The sequence below is a fragment of the Kiloniella sp. genome, from assembly GCF_048270245.1.
Taxonomy (GTDB): domain Bacteria; phylum Pseudomonadota; class Alphaproteobacteria; order Kiloniellales; family Kiloniellaceae; genus Kiloniella.
On record NZ_JBLWTH010000005.1, the window covers coordinates 39,669 to 53,602 of the forward strand.

Below are 13,934 nucleotides of genomic sequence, written 5' to 3' on the forward strand. Positions count from 1 at the left end.
ATGCTTCATAAGTCACCTGTAACAAACGCCCCCACAGTCACCGTTGGTAAAAATAACAAACACGATAGTGCAGAACGGCATATTAAGGGAACTGCGCTCTATATCGACGACATTCGTGAACCGCTGGGCACACTTCACCTCGCCCCCGGCTATGCACAAGCCTCTTGCGGTAAAATCAAAAGCCTCGATTTAAGTGCTGTAAAATCTGCCCCCGGCGTTGTCGCCGTCTTAACAGCCAAAGACATTCCCGGGGTTAACGACTGTAGCCCGGCGATGGGCGATGACATGATCCTTGCTGATGGACGCATTCTCTTTCATGGGCAAGTTATCTTTGCTGTCGCTGCGAAAAGCCACCTAGAGGCCAGAAAAGCCGCTAGACTGGCCAAGATCGAAATAGAAGAAACGACGCCGATGGTGACTGTGGAAGATGGTCTTGAAAAAGACGCATCTGTCCTGCCACCTTACGAATTTTTACGCGGTTCGCCGGATGAAGTGATTGCGTCTTCCCCGAATAAAATCACAGATAGTTTCCATATTGGCGGACAGGAACACTTTTATCTGGAAGGTCAGATCGCCATGGCCATACCGGGGGATGATGGTGAGATACTGGTTCATTCATCAACTCAACATCCCACAGAAATTCAACACACCGTTGCCAAAATGCTTGGCGTTCAGGATGCTGCAGTTGTTTGTGAATGTCGCCGCATGGGTGGTGCTTTTGGGGGCAAGGAATCTCAGGCAGCACAATGGGCCGCATTATCAGCCTTGGTTGCCCATGTCACCGGACGCCCGGCAAAGATGCGTCTGGATCGTGATGACGATATGATTATGACAGGAAAACGCCATGATCAAGCCTGTCATTGGCAAGCCGGATATGATGATCAAGGCAAGCTCACAGCGGTAAACGTTGAGTTCAATTCCCGCTGCGGCTGTTCCGCAGATCTTTCGCTTGGCGTTAACGATCGCACGATGTTTCATGCGGATAATTCCTATTACTATCCGCAAGCACGTATCCTGTCCCGTCGTGTAATGACCAATACCGTTTCCAACACCGCCTTTCGCGGATTTGGTGGTCCGCAAGGTATGGTCTTTTCTGAACGTATGATGGACACCATTGCCATTAAACTTGGTATGGACCCGCTTGACGTGCGGAAGGTCAATTTCTATGGCGATGAAGGTCGCAATATCACACCATTCGGCATGCAGGTTCAAGATAACATCCTTGATGAACTTGTGTCGGAGCTGGAAAGCACCAGTGATTATCGCAACCGTCGCAAAGAAATAGCCGCCTTTAACGAAAAAAGCCCTTTCCTCAAAAAAGGCCTCGCGCTTAATCCGGTAAAATTCGGCATATCTTTTACCCTTAAGCACCTCAATCAGGCTGGTGCCCTTGTTCATGTCTATACCGATGGATCTGTACAGGTGAACCACGGCGGCACCGAAATGGGGCAAGGTCTCTATACCAAGGTTGCCCAGGTGGTCGCCGAAGAATTTGGCATTGATCTGGACCACGTCCAAATAACGGCAACCAAAACGGATAAAGTTCCAAATACAGCTCCCACAGCCGCTTCATCTGGCTCTGATATGAACGGTATGGCGGCGAAACAAGCTGCCCAAACCATCAAAGACCGATTGACTGAACTCGCGAGCAAACTTTATCAAGTTGATAAAACAGCCATCAGCTTTGCCCATAACAAGGTAAAAGTTGGTGACCAGGAAATTGCCTTTGCGGAACTGACGCAACAGGCTTTTCTGGAACGGGTATCCCTTTCGTCAACGGGTTACTACGCAACACCGCATATTACGTGGGACAGAGACACTAAAGACGGCCGCCCGTTCCTCTACTTTGCCTATGGTGCCTGTTGTGCAGAGGTTACCATTGATACCTTAACGGGTGAGATGAAAGTGGATCGGATCGATATTCTGCACGATGTTGGAAAATCTCTGAATCCTGCCATAGATATCGGACAGATCGAAGGCGGCTTTGTCCAAGGCATGGGATGGTTAACCACAGAAGAACTTGTCTATGATGATCAGGGACGTCTGCGGACCCACGCCCCCTCAACCTATAAAATCCCAACAGCGTCGGATATACCTGAAGATTTCCGTGTAAACTTATGGAATTCAACAGGAAACAGAGAAGATACAATCTATAGATCAAAAGCCGTTGGTGAACCCCCAGTCATGTTGGCGACGGCTGTTTTCTCGGCCGTAACCAATGCCATCGCTTCGCTCTCTCCCGGACAAGTACCGCAAATAAACACGCCAGCCACACCAGAGAATATTCTTCGTTCCGTTCAAGATATGAAGAAGCGAGACAGAAAGGCCAGTGTAAAAATAATGGGTGAAGAATAATGAAAGTCTGGTCGCTCATCGCAAAACATCTGGAAGACGCGGGTTGTTGCGCTATGGTCACCATGACAGAGGTGCTGGGTTCTGCACCGCGAGAAGCCGGAACACGCATGGTTATTCGACCAGATGGCGGTTTTCACGGAACAATTGGCGGCGGCACGCTTGAATGGCGCACACAGGCCGACGCGCAAAAGCTCATGCGCAACAAAAAAGCATTGCTAAACTTTAGCCAACATGCCCTTGGCCCAGAGTTGGGGCAGTGTTGTGGTGGAGCAGTAAAGTTGCTCATCGAAATTTTTACAAAAGAACAACTGAGCGACGTAAAAGAATTAGCAGTTATGGAAGAAACAGGACCCTTTTCTACACGGGGCAGTTTTAACACAGATCGTGTTGTCCGTAAGATAACTGAGGAATCACAACAGAAACTGAGCTTTGATCGCAACGGAGATATTCTCGAAAGTTTCGGCGAAAAGAAGCGTCAGGTTTATCTCTATGGTGCGGGACACATCGGACGGGCCTTGATGCTCAATATGGCTGCACTACCATTTGATCTTGTCTGGATTGATTCACGACACAACGCCCTGCCATCTGTTACCCCCGGCAATGTAGAAAAGATATATACACCAACACCTGTGGAAACCTTAGCTACAGCGCCAGACGGCACCTTTATTGTGATCATGACCCACAGCCATGCACTTGATCTGGATTTGGTCAATGCAGCCTTATCCGCCGAACGCTTTGCCTATGTCGGTGTTATAGGATCAGATACCAAAAAAGCACGTTTTAAAAGCCGTCTGAAATCATTCGGCCTGGCAAACCAGAATATCAACAAGCTCGTCTGTCCTATTGGTATTCACGGAATAAAATCAAAACACCCGGCGGCAATCGCCGCATCAGTTACAGCAGAATTACTCATCAGGGATGAAGAGTTAACCCAACAGGGTACAGTCTTGGATTCTAATGATCGGATCGACTTGGTAAGGGATAAAAAAGCCCTAAAGTTTGTCCAATAAGACAAAAAAATGAATAAAAACTAGTAAGTTAAAAACCGGAGAGTTAAAAACTTACTGAACTGGGAACATAGGCTTACTGGGAGGGCCAGCAATTGGGGGATCATGTATCCACAAAAGGCGGCACAGCTGCAACGACAGATTATCTGTTGGAAGCACGCGGAATCACCAAGATGTTCGGGGATCTGGCAGCGAATGACGATGTCACGCTGAAGCTAGCCCCGGGCGAAATTCACGCGCTGCTCGGCGAGAATGGCGCGGGCAAATCAACGCTTGTCAAAATTATCTACGGATCCTTACAGCCCACCACAGGCTCCTTGCATTGGCTGGGGCAAGAAGTGTCCATCGCCAATCCTGCTGCGGCCCGTAACTTGGGTATTGGTATGGTTTTTCAACACTTCTCCCTGTTCGAAGCCTTGAACGTTGTTGAAAACATTGCCCTCGCCCTGCCCAAAGATACAGACATCAAAGACCTTTCCCAAAAAATTTCCGACGTTTCCAAAGAATATGGTCTTCCCCTAGAACCCACAGCATTGGTTGCGGACCTTTCCGTCGGTGAAAGGCAGCGTATTGAAATTGTTCGCTGCCTGTTACAGGAACCGCGTCTGTTAATCATGGACGAACCAACAGCCGTCCTAACGCCACAAGAAGCTGATCAGCTATTCCTGACGTTAGAGCGCCTTGCAAAAGAAGGCTGTGCCGTTCTCTACATTTCTCACCGTCTTGATGAGGTGAAACGGCTTTGTCACGATGCAACAATCTTGCGAATGGGAAAAGTTGTTGGACAGGTGGATCCGCAGAAAGAAACCGCAGCCAGTCTCGCCAGACTAATGGTCGGTGCTGATGTTCATGCAATCAATGCAAACAGAGAGCATAAACCTGGCGAGACCCTGTTGAAACTTAACAGACTATCCCAAGATGCCGATGGTCCCTTTGGCGTTTCTCTGGTCGATATCAATCTGGATGTCAAAGCGGGTGAAGTTGTTGCCATTGCGGGCGTTGCCGGTAACGGGCAGTCAGAGCTCTTTGATGCTATTTCTGGGGAACGCATCTCAGGCACAGCCGGAACAATACAGATTGATGGACGAGACAGTGGCTTGGACAATATAACCCAACGCCGACGCAACGGAGCTGGATTTGTGCCGGAAGAACGACTGGGGCACGGTGCTGTTCCCGGACTTTCCCTATCAGAAAATATCGTTCTGACCCGTCATTCTGATGATGCTGGCCTGTCAAAGTCTGGCTTTATCAACCGTGAGAATGCCGTTGCAATCAACGAACGGATCACCCGGGACTATGATGTCCGCAAGGGCAAACCTGATCCCGAAGCTAGGTCATTATCCGGGGGAAACCTACAGAAATTCGTTGTGGGTCGCGAACTGGATCGTAAGCCAAAGGTACTTGTTATCAACCAGCCCACATGGGGGGTCGATGCCGGGGCAGCCGCCTTGATCCGGCAAGCCATGATTGACCTTGCTCTGGCTGGATCTGCGGTTTTGGTGATATCACAGGATTTGGATGAAATTTTCGAAATAGCCGACAGAATTGCGGTTATCTCTCGCGGACAGCTTTCAGAAGCTTTCCCCGCTGGCGATCTGACACTGGAAAAAATCGGCTTGCTGATGGCTGGTGCTCACGAGAAGAAAAACCCTGATGTAACAGGGACAAATGAAAAGGTAAGCGCATGAAACTCGTGTTGGAAAAACGTTCCGAACACTCGGAATTCATGACCCTTATGTCACCGTTGCTGGCGATTGCCCTAACGGTTCTTACTGGTGCCATCATTTTTGCTATTCAAGGGCTTAACCCCTTCGAAGCACTCTATGTGTATTTCATCGAGCCTTTGACATCTATGTGGTCGCTTGAAGAAGTCTTCGTGAAGGCCGCTCCCCTCATCCTCATCGGTGCCGGGTTATCGGTATGCTACATGGCCAACGTCTGGAATATCGGTGCAGAGGGCCAGTTGACCATGGGCGCGGTTGTGGGATCAATTATCCCGATCGTTTTCACATCATGGCAATCACCAATTGCCCTCGTCGCCATGATAACGCTCGGCGCTTTGGGTGGCGCGCTCTATGCCGCAATCCCTGCTTTCTTAAAAAACAGATTTAACGCCAACGAAATTCTGACATCTTTGATGATGGTCTATATCGCGCAACTCTTTCTAGATTGGGTTGTTCGTGGTCCGTGGAAAGACCCCAAAGGCTTTAACTTTCCACAATCTATTGCCTTTGAAGGTTGGCAACTTATGCCGACGCTTGGTGATGGGCGTGTCCATATCGGGATTATCCTTGCGGTGATCGTTGTTGCGATCCTGACAGTTCTTATGAGCAGAACACTTAAAGGCTTTGAAATACTGGTCATCGGAAATTCCCCGCGTGCAGGACGTTTTGCAGGTTTCTCAAGAAAGAAGGTCGTCTGGTTTTGCCTGTTGCTTTCCGGCGGATTAGCCGGAATTGCCGGAATTGGCGAAGTAGCGGGGCCAAGCGGACAGTTACAGCCCACCATTTCACCTGGGTATGGCTTTACAGCTATTATCGTGGCCTTCCTTGGTCGCTTAAATCCCATCGGCGTTCTTTTTGCCGGGGTCATGTTGGCCATTACCTATATCGGTGGAGAAGCCGCCCAAATTGATTTGGGTGTATCCGATAAAACAGCACAGGTTTTTCAGGGCATCTTGCTCTTTTTCATTTTGGCCTGTGACACCTTGATCCTCTACCGGATAAAGATGCTGGGCTCAACAAAACAACAATCAGTAGCGGCGGAGTAAGACATATGGATGCAACACAAGCTGTCATCTTGACAATTATTACCGCTTCAACCCCCTTGCTCCTTGCAGCAATTGGTGAACTGGTTACCGAAAGATCCGGCGTTCTCAACCTTGGTGTCGAAGGCATGATGGTTATGGGGGCTGTTTGCGGATTTGCCGCGGCCTACACAACAGGTAACCCCTACATCGGCATTCTTGCTGGCGTTCTTGGGGGCGTTGCCCTCTCCTTCTTCTTTGCAATTCTGACACAAACATTAGCCACCAATCAGGTTGCGACAGGACTGGCTCTCACCCTTTTGGGGCTCGGGTTATCAGGACTTATCGGGGAATCATTTGTTGGACTTCCCGGCGTAAAACTACAACAGCTTTCCATTCCGTTTCTAAGTACAATACCTTTTGTCGGGCCGATCCTCTTTGGACAGGATATCCTTGTTTACACCTCTATCGCTCTGATTTTTGGCACGACCTATGTACTGTTTAAAACCAGAATAGGCCTGATCATTCGCTCTGTCGGCGATAATCACAATTCAGCTCATGCACTTGGGTACAATGTGATCGCTGTACGTTATGCCTGTATTATGTTCGGGGGGGCCTGTTCCGGTCTTTCCGGGGCCTATCTGTCGCTCGCCTATACACCACAGTGGATTGAGAACATGACCGCCGGACGTGGCTGGGTTGCACTGGCTTTAGTGGTTTTTTCAACGTGGTTGCCCAAACGTCTTGCGATTGGTGCCTATCTGTTCGGGGCCGTTTGGATTATGGGCCTTTATGTTCAAGCGCTTGGCTTTGGCATACCATCACAGTTCCTGTCATCATTGCCTTATGTTGTAACCATCATTGCGTTGGTCATTATTTCTGGCAACAAAACGCTAACTCGTGTAAATACACCAGCATGTATCGGTCAAACCTTTGTTCCCGATCGATAATATGATTTCCCTGTTGAGCCATACACCCAAAGCGTTAATTCAGGCGAGGCCAACAGAGAGAAGAATGAAATTAATACAGGTGTCATCGCATACATCGGCCAGCGTTGACGTCAAAAGAATGAAACGGCCGCAAAGAGTTCTCTTGCCCAAGGGAATTCAGTAATCAGGGAAGGATAACCCACATGAAGAAAATCTTGGGATTTGCCGCCGCGATAGCACTATCTCTCGCGATAGTCCCGGCATCTGCTGCAGATAAGCTGAAAGTTGGTTTTATATACGTTGGCCCCGTTGGTGATCACGGTTGGAGCTACCAACATGATCAGGGACGTAAAGCCATCGAAGAAAAATTTGGCGATCAAATTGAAACAACTTATGTTGAAAAAGTTGCCGAAGGTCCGGACGCAGAACGTGCAATTGAGCGTCTGGCCCGTAAAGGGTCCAAACTAATTTTCACAACTTCCTTTGGTTTCATGGAACCAACCCTGAAAGTTGCCAAACGCTTCCCGGATGTAAAGTTTGAACACGCCACAGGGTATAAACGCTCAGATAACGTTTCGACCTATTCTTCACGGTTTTACGAAGGCCGTTACATCATTGGTCAAATTGCTGCCAAACAATCAAAATCTGGTGTAGCAGGATATATTGGTTCTTTCCCAATTCCAGAAGTTGTACGTGGTATCAACGCCTTTATGCTTGGCGCTCAATCCGTAAACCCTGATTTCAAACTGAAAGTCGTTTGGGTAAACTCATGGTTTGACCCCGGTAAAGAAGCCGATGCCGCCAAGGTTCTGATTGGTCAGGGCGCTGATATTATCACTCAGCACACTGATTCTACAGCACCGCTTCAAATCGCACAGGAACAGGGTGTTCACGGTTTTGGTCAGGCGTCAAACATGTATGCCTTTGCTGAAAAAGCACAGCTGACCGCCATTATCGATGACTGGGCATCTTACTATGTAAACCGTACACAGGCTGTATTGGATGGTACATGGAAATCCGAAGATACTTGGGGTGGCCTGAACGAGAAGATGGTTGTGATGGCCGATTACACAAACCTTCCAGACGACGTGAAAAAGATGGCTCAGGAAACTGAAGCCAAAATCACGTCTGGTGAATTGCACCCATTCCAAGGACCAATCACCAAACAAGACGGCTCTGTTGCTGTGAAAGAAGGCGAGACAGTTGCCGTTGGCGATCTTCTTGGCATGAACTGGTATGTTCAGGGTGTTGACGATCAGTTGCCACAATAAAAGTTACAAAGGTGTCCAGTAACCTAACATCTTGAACTTGGCATCTTGAAGAAAAATACTGGGACAACACCAACCCCTGAAAAATCGGGGGTTGGTGCCCAGATAATAAGATAAGCTTTAAAAAGATAAGCTGGATAATCGAAAAGATCAGGGCCTAAAACGGGTTACCTTTTCATTCGTCCATCCAAACAAGATAAAAAAATCAAAATTACAGTCCCAAGGCCTGTTGTCTGGTGGGTAAACCCGCAGAGGTCGATAACCTTGGATTTATGTCGTGCCTGTTGGGAAAGACTTGGCATCTATTAGCCGCGCGTAAATCACGGTCAAAGGTGTCCACACTTTCTTAAACAGAGATACTTTATCGCATTGAAGATTAACTGCCGAATTTCCGGCTGATAACGCCAAGGTCATATGATGACGAACAAAGATCAAACAGCTGCCAAACTACTCCGCGGGGCGACCGTTAACTTTACCGATAATCCCCGCATCAAGGGTGATGATAATTCGGTTCAATACGAAACCAAGGGCGCTGTGGTTATCAGCGAAGGCGGGCGTATACTCTGGCAAGGCGCTTTTGCCCGACTGCCGGATGAATTTAAAGACCTGCCATGTGATGATTACGATGATAAAATCATTATGGCCGGGTTTATTGATCCGCATATTCACTTTCCGCAATACAGAATTCTTGCGGCCCCCGGTAAAGACCTTCTGGATTGGCTCAACCGCTTTACCTTCCCCGAAGAAAGCCGCTATAGCTCTGAAGAATATGCTGCCAAAGCTGCAGAAATTTTCCTCGATCGCCTTTTTGCCAATGGCACCACTTCTGCCCTCGCCTTTTCCTCTGTGCACAAAGCCTGTGCCGATACGCTATTCGCCGCTGCTGAAAAGCGCGGCATGTCCATGATCACCGGAAAGACAATGATGGACAGGCTTGCACCCGATGCTGTTTTGGATACGCCCGAAACAGCGGCAAGGGACTCACAGGATCTAATCAACAAATGGGATAACAAGGGTCGCCTAAAATACGCCATCACGCCACGTTTTGCCGTTACTTCGACCGATGCACAACTACAGGTGACAGGCGATCTCTACAAAGATAATCCAGATTGTTTGATGCAAACCCACCTGTCGGAAAGCCCCGGAGAAATTGCCACAGTGCAAAAACAGTTCCCGTGGTCCAAGGATTACACTGACGTTTACGATCACTTTAACCTGTTGGGCGAAAATTCTTTCTTTGCCCATGGTATCCACCTGTCTGAACGGGAATGCCAGCGCCTTGCCGAAAGCGGTTCCACCGTGGTGCATTGCCCGACATCCAACAACTTCCTCGGGTCCGGCCTGTTTGATATCGACCACCTGTCCAAACCGGAACGTCCCGTGGGTGTCGGCGTTGCCACAGACGTCGGCGGCGGCACCAGCTATTCCATGCTGCAAACTCTGGGCGAAGCCTATAAAGTCGCTATGCTCAAAGGTCGTAAAATTACCGCCCACGATGCCTTTTATCTCGCCACCCTTGGCAATGCCAAGCAACTCAAACAAGACAAAGACATCGGTAATCTAGAGGCCGGAAAGTACGCTGATATAGTTGTATTAGACCCCAAAGCCACGCCCGTCCTTGAAAGCCGTCAGGAAGTTTCAGAAAACCTCGAAGACGTCCTTTTCTCCCTCATGATCCTCGGCGACGACCGTGCAATCTCAGCCACCTATGTGGCGGGGGAACGGGTGTATAGGCGGTAAATATTCATCTTCATCCATTGGGACGGCTGTCAGTCAACTCACAGTCGTCCCAATCAATTCTGTGATAGCCATTGGATAGATATTTCCAACTAGTCTTAAAAGCTGTGTAATCTAGCTCTAAATCGTTATAGAGGCCCAATTTTTTGAGGTTTCTTTCAAATTCTTCCCGGGATTTATAAAAGAGGGCTTCTCCTGTCTCTGTGGATAGAATGAAATAATTTTCCTCATTACGGATACGAATTTTATATCCGTCACGTCCTCCATCACATTCCAGATATTCCGCAGGAAGCTGTAAACCAACGTAATATCCAAGCATAATATCATGGTCGACGACTGTCGCCGGAATAATAACATCACCATCCCTACGAATGGTGTAATTATCCGGCCGAGTAAAATTGTGATAGGAATATTCTTTATCAGAGTTGAATGCCTGAAAAACGAGATAAAGCATTCCCCAACCAAGCATGACACTGAAATATATAAGATATCTTTTGATCTTACTCAAAATCTTTGTCCTCGTAGCGATATACGATTTTAAAAGGAGTTCCCTTGCCATGTTCATCTATCGCAAGTTCATTTAAAAAATTTCTGGAAGTGATCCTGACTTTATCCACAATATCTGCATTTTGGGGCATAGCCATTACTTTGGGTTCAAAATCATATCCTGCGTCATATATTCGACCATTCGCCGGATTGGTGGACACATGACCATGAACTTTAAGATCATCAAGAGGCATAGGAGCTACTATCTGACTATTTTTACTGGTTCTCCACACTGTTAATTCCCTGCCGTCAACAACAAGTGGTTTTCCACCTGCATTTCGCCACCACCACTTCGCCTGTTCATATGTCTGTTTGTTTCCTTTACCAGCATGGCCATCAACAAACACTCTGAACATCCTGTCGTCTAGCTGTTCTCTTTTCTGTTCTGCTTGTTCCTTGTCATTACCGTATAGAATTCCAGTATAATCCATTCTAATAACTTCCATTATCAAATGATGAGAGATAAGGATTAGTTCAGAAGTCCATTAATACAATTCATCTCAATAGTTCACGTAAATTACGATCAAACCTTACAATCACTTGAACAACCAGACACCAACCAAATACGCCACTTCCTGATATTTCATCAGACTGTTTGGATAGATAATATCCTGCTTTTTCTCCATGGCGGCCAAGGCTTGTGGCGTCACCAATTCTACTTCCAGATCTGGAATAACCTGTATTAAAGCTTCCATTTTGAAGGTGTCGGGGCCGCCAGCGAATTTGCCTTTTTTGGCGCGTTTTTTGATGGCTACCTTAGAGATATTGTTGTTCACAAAGAATGCTGCGATCTCTTTTTGAAAGCAGATGACATCAGCAGCGTTATCACTGTCCCCCAATGCTATTTTTCGTGTCGGAAAATCAATGTGTGTTGGTCCCGCATCGCTGGCTTCCAAAACAACGAAGACGGCATCGTTTCCTTTAAGCTCAATCCCACAAAGTTTCATCAGAATTCCACCATTAAAGGGTTAAGGGGGTAATAATTCTATTTATTCTTAAAGCAGTTAACGCAATCTGCAAAGATTTGAATAATTCCATCACCAATCAGACAAAAATAAATTGAACCTTATGTTCTGTACGCCCGACCTATTAGGTATCCAGCGGAATTCAGCATCCATATCTGAAATGGAAAAGGCTCAGATTTCCGCCCTGACTTTAAAACAGGAGTACGAAAAATGAGTAATATTCCAAAACTGAAAACTCTTTGTGCCATTACATCCGGCCTGGTTGCCGTGAATTACATTACATTATCAACAACACCAGTAATGGCAGAATGTGCAACTCAGGCTAGCGGGCAAACGTCAGCACAGAAAAACTGCAATCGTAACGCGTCGGCGGCAACGACATCACCACGGACAGCCACTGCAAAATCATTGTCCGCGAAAAGGACACAATACAAAGTTATTGTGCCGCCCCGGCCCACTGCGCCCAGAACGATTGTGCAGAAAAGAAAGAACGTCGCCCCGACCAGATCCCTGAACAAACGAAGTAATGGTCCGGTTTATGGTCTGCCCAATGGTACGCCAGACCTTGTTGTATTGCCTGCATCAGCAGGAACAAACGGCATGCCTAACAGCGGTTATTGCGGCAGCTGGAATGGCGGCAATCAATCCATTCGCTGGCTCATCAGAAATGTCGGCACAGGAATGGCCCCAGCGAGCGTTGTGAGTGTCGGATTTGATGTTCCCCTTGGTCAGCCTTGGAATGATACCTACCCAACGCAACAGAGCTTAAATGTTCCGCCACTCGCCCCCGGACAACAATTTGCGATGTCACACCCAATTGATCCGGTATCCTGGTCACCAACCGCACATCCCATAGTAAGCTTTGGTTTCTTTGCTGATTATCACGCAACCATTGATGAGGTTTCCGAAGCAAATAATCATGTGGAATACGCCCGTTGCTTGGGACCAGCAACCTAGAAGCTGACCCCTATTTAAGTTTGGAAATAAGACTGTGGGTTTATTCCACGGTCTTATTTGCACCTTAAAGTAACCTTTTCTTGCCTTTTTCCTCTCCCTTTTACACCACAATAATCGTTCATCTTGAAAACCTATTCTCACAAAAAGATAGGACCAATCTGATGAAAAAATCAGTACGCGGATTAATGACAGGGCTTTTAACATCAACAGCACTTTATGGATTTACGTCCCCCTTATTGGCTTCTACGGCCTTTGCAGATAATCAACAGGCGCAACCACGCATAGAGGTTGCCTTTGTTCTGGATACCACCGGATCAATGGCCGATCTGATTGACGGGGCAAAGCGCAAGATCTGGTCCATCGCCAATACCATCGTGGACATTCACCCCAATGCCAATATCGAAATGGCCCTGATCGGATATCGGGACATTGGTGATGATTATGTCATCAAGTCTTATGACATGAGCCCGGATATACAGGGGCTTTATGGCAATCTGGTTCACTTCCAAGCCAATGGCGGCGGTGATACACCCGAAGCTGTCAATGAAGCCCTAGATGCGTCTGTTCGCCAACTGGATTGGACAAAAGGCGAAGATACCCAACGCATTGTCTTCCTCGTCGGGGATGCGCCGCCACACATGGATTACGACAACGCCCCGAAATACCCCGACGTTATCAAAACGGCCAGAAAGGAAGGCATTATTGTCAATGCTGTACAGGCCGGAGGTGATCGAGAAACCAAGAAAATCTGGAAAGAAATCGCCCAACTGGGTAACGGACGCTATATCCCCATTCCACAGGATGGCGGGCAGATTAAAATTATCGAAACACCTTTCGATGGTGATATCATTATCCTGCAAAAACGTATTGATGACACGGTTGTTCCCTATGGATCAGAGGCAGAACAATCCGCTGTGCAGGATAAAATGGAGCTAAAAGAAGCAGCACCAAGTTCTGTACAGGTGGAAAATTCCAAGTTTTATTCCAAACGCTCTTCCGTCAAGGAAGTCATAACAGGCGGTGGCGATCTGGTAGCTGATATCAAAAATGGCGCTGTTACGCTTGATAAAATTGAAGACGGCAATCTTCCAAAAGAATTACAGGATAAATCTGAGGGGGAAAAACAGGCATATATCGATGCCAAACTTGAAGAACGCGAACAGCTTGAAAAAGCCATGAGCAAGCTTATCACAAAGTATGATGCTTACGTCGCCGAAAAGGCAAAGAGACAGGGCGAGACGGACTCATTTGACCACGCTGTTCAGGAAACACTGAAGCAGCAACTCTATTAAACTATACGTGATTGGGGATGATAGAGCGAAATTCATCCCCATATGTTATAGTGAGTATCAAGGAAACCCATATGATATCCTCAATATCATGAAACACTAAGTAATGGAAAACAACGAGCAACGAGCAACGAG

The 13,934-nt window shown here is 47.4% G+C and carries 12 protein-coding genes; 9 read left to right on the plus strand and 3 right to left on the minus strand.

Going from position 1 to position 13,934, the window contains the following annotated elements:
• From xdhB to guaD, 7 genes are all read left to right on the plus strand, one after another.
• Nucleotides 1-2,355: a xanthine dehydrogenase molybdopterin binding subunit gene (xdhB, locus tag ACN0W5_RS12445; RefSeq protein ID WP_417454419.1), complete on the plus strand. Its 2,355-nt coding sequence runs from the start codon at nucleotides 1-3 to the stop codon at nucleotides 2,353-2,355.
• Entirely contained in the window at nucleotides 2,355-3,365 is a 1,011-nt protein-coding gene (gene xdhC, locus ACN0W5_RS12450; protein ID WP_417454420.1) for a xanthine dehydrogenase accessory protein XdhC, read from the plus strand. The genes xdhB and xdhC overlap by 1 nt, the downstream gene beginning before the upstream one ends.
• 92 nt (nucleotides 3,366-3,457) lie before the next feature.
• Nucleotides 3,458-5,050, plus strand: coding sequence for an ABC transporter ATP-binding protein (locus ACN0W5_RS12455; protein ID WP_417454421.1), 1,593 nt, complete (start codon nucleotides 3,458-3,460; stop codon nucleotides 5,048-5,050).
• Nucleotides 5,047-6,132: an ABC transporter permease gene (locus tag ACN0W5_RS12460; RefSeq protein ID WP_417454422.1), complete on the plus strand. Its 1,086-nt coding sequence runs from the start codon at nucleotides 5,047-5,049 to the stop codon at nucleotides 6,130-6,132. Before ACN0W5_RS12455 ends, ACN0W5_RS12460 begins: the two co-directional genes overlap by 4 nt.
• 5 nt (nucleotides 6,133-6,137) lie before the next feature.
• Complete coding sequence (locus ACN0W5_RS12465; protein WP_417454423.1) at nucleotides 6,138-7,058, plus strand: ABC transporter permease; 921 nt, start codon at nucleotides 6,138-6,140, stop codon at nucleotides 7,056-7,058.
• Nucleotides 7,059-7,240: 182 nt separating this feature from the next.
• Nucleotides 7,241-8,308 carry a BMP family ABC transporter substrate-binding protein gene (locus ACN0W5_RS12470; protein WP_417454424.1) on the plus strand — a complete coding sequence of 356 codons (1,068 nt, stop codon included), beginning with the start codon at nucleotides 7,241-7,243 and terminating at the stop codon, nucleotides 8,306-8,308.
• Nucleotides 8,309-8,722: 414 nt separating this feature from the next.
• The gene (gene guaD / locus ACN0W5_RS12475; protein WP_417454425.1) at nucleotides 8,723-10,045 is read left to right on the plus strand and encodes a guanine deaminase; all 1,323 of its coding nucleotides are present in this window, start codon (nucleotides 8,723-8,725) and stop codon (nucleotides 10,043-10,045) included.
• Between the two features lie 10 nt (nucleotides 10,046-10,055).
• Here the strand turns inward: guaD and ACN0W5_RS12480 are convergent, their stop codons facing one another.
• The 3 genes from ACN0W5_RS12480 to ACN0W5_RS12490 form a co-directional block, all read right to left on the minus strand.
• Nucleotides 10,056-10,550, minus strand: coding sequence for a hypothetical protein (locus tag ACN0W5_RS12480; protein ID WP_417454426.1), 495 nt, complete (start codon nucleotides 10,548-10,550; stop codon nucleotides 10,056-10,058).
• Entirely contained in the window at nucleotides 10,543-11,019 is a 477-nt protein-coding gene (locus ACN0W5_RS12485; RefSeq protein ID WP_417454427.1) for a hypothetical protein, read from the minus strand. Before ACN0W5_RS12485 ends, ACN0W5_RS12480 begins: the two co-directional genes overlap by 8 nt.
• 105 nt (nucleotides 11,020-11,124) lie before the next feature.
• Entirely contained in the window at nucleotides 11,125-11,535 is a 411-nt protein-coding gene (locus ACN0W5_RS12490) for a DUF3010 family protein (protein WP_417454428.1), read from the minus strand.
• Between the two features lie 228 nt (nucleotides 11,536-11,763).
• Here ACN0W5_RS12490 and ACN0W5_RS12495 point away from each other — a divergent pair, with 228 nt between their 5' ends.
• Nucleotides 11,764-12,510: a CARDB domain-containing protein gene (locus tag ACN0W5_RS12495; protein ID WP_417454429.1), complete on the plus strand. Its 747-nt coding sequence runs from the start codon at nucleotides 11,764-11,766 to the stop codon at nucleotides 12,508-12,510.
• A 161-nt stretch (nucleotides 12,511-12,671) separates the two neighbouring features.
• On the plus strand, nucleotides 12,672-13,802 hold the full coding sequence (locus ACN0W5_RS12500) for a vWA domain-containing protein (RefSeq protein ID WP_417454430.1): 1,131 nt from the start codon (nucleotides 12,672-12,674) through the stop codon (nucleotides 13,800-13,802).
• Nucleotides 13,803-13,934: the final 132 nt, after the last annotated feature.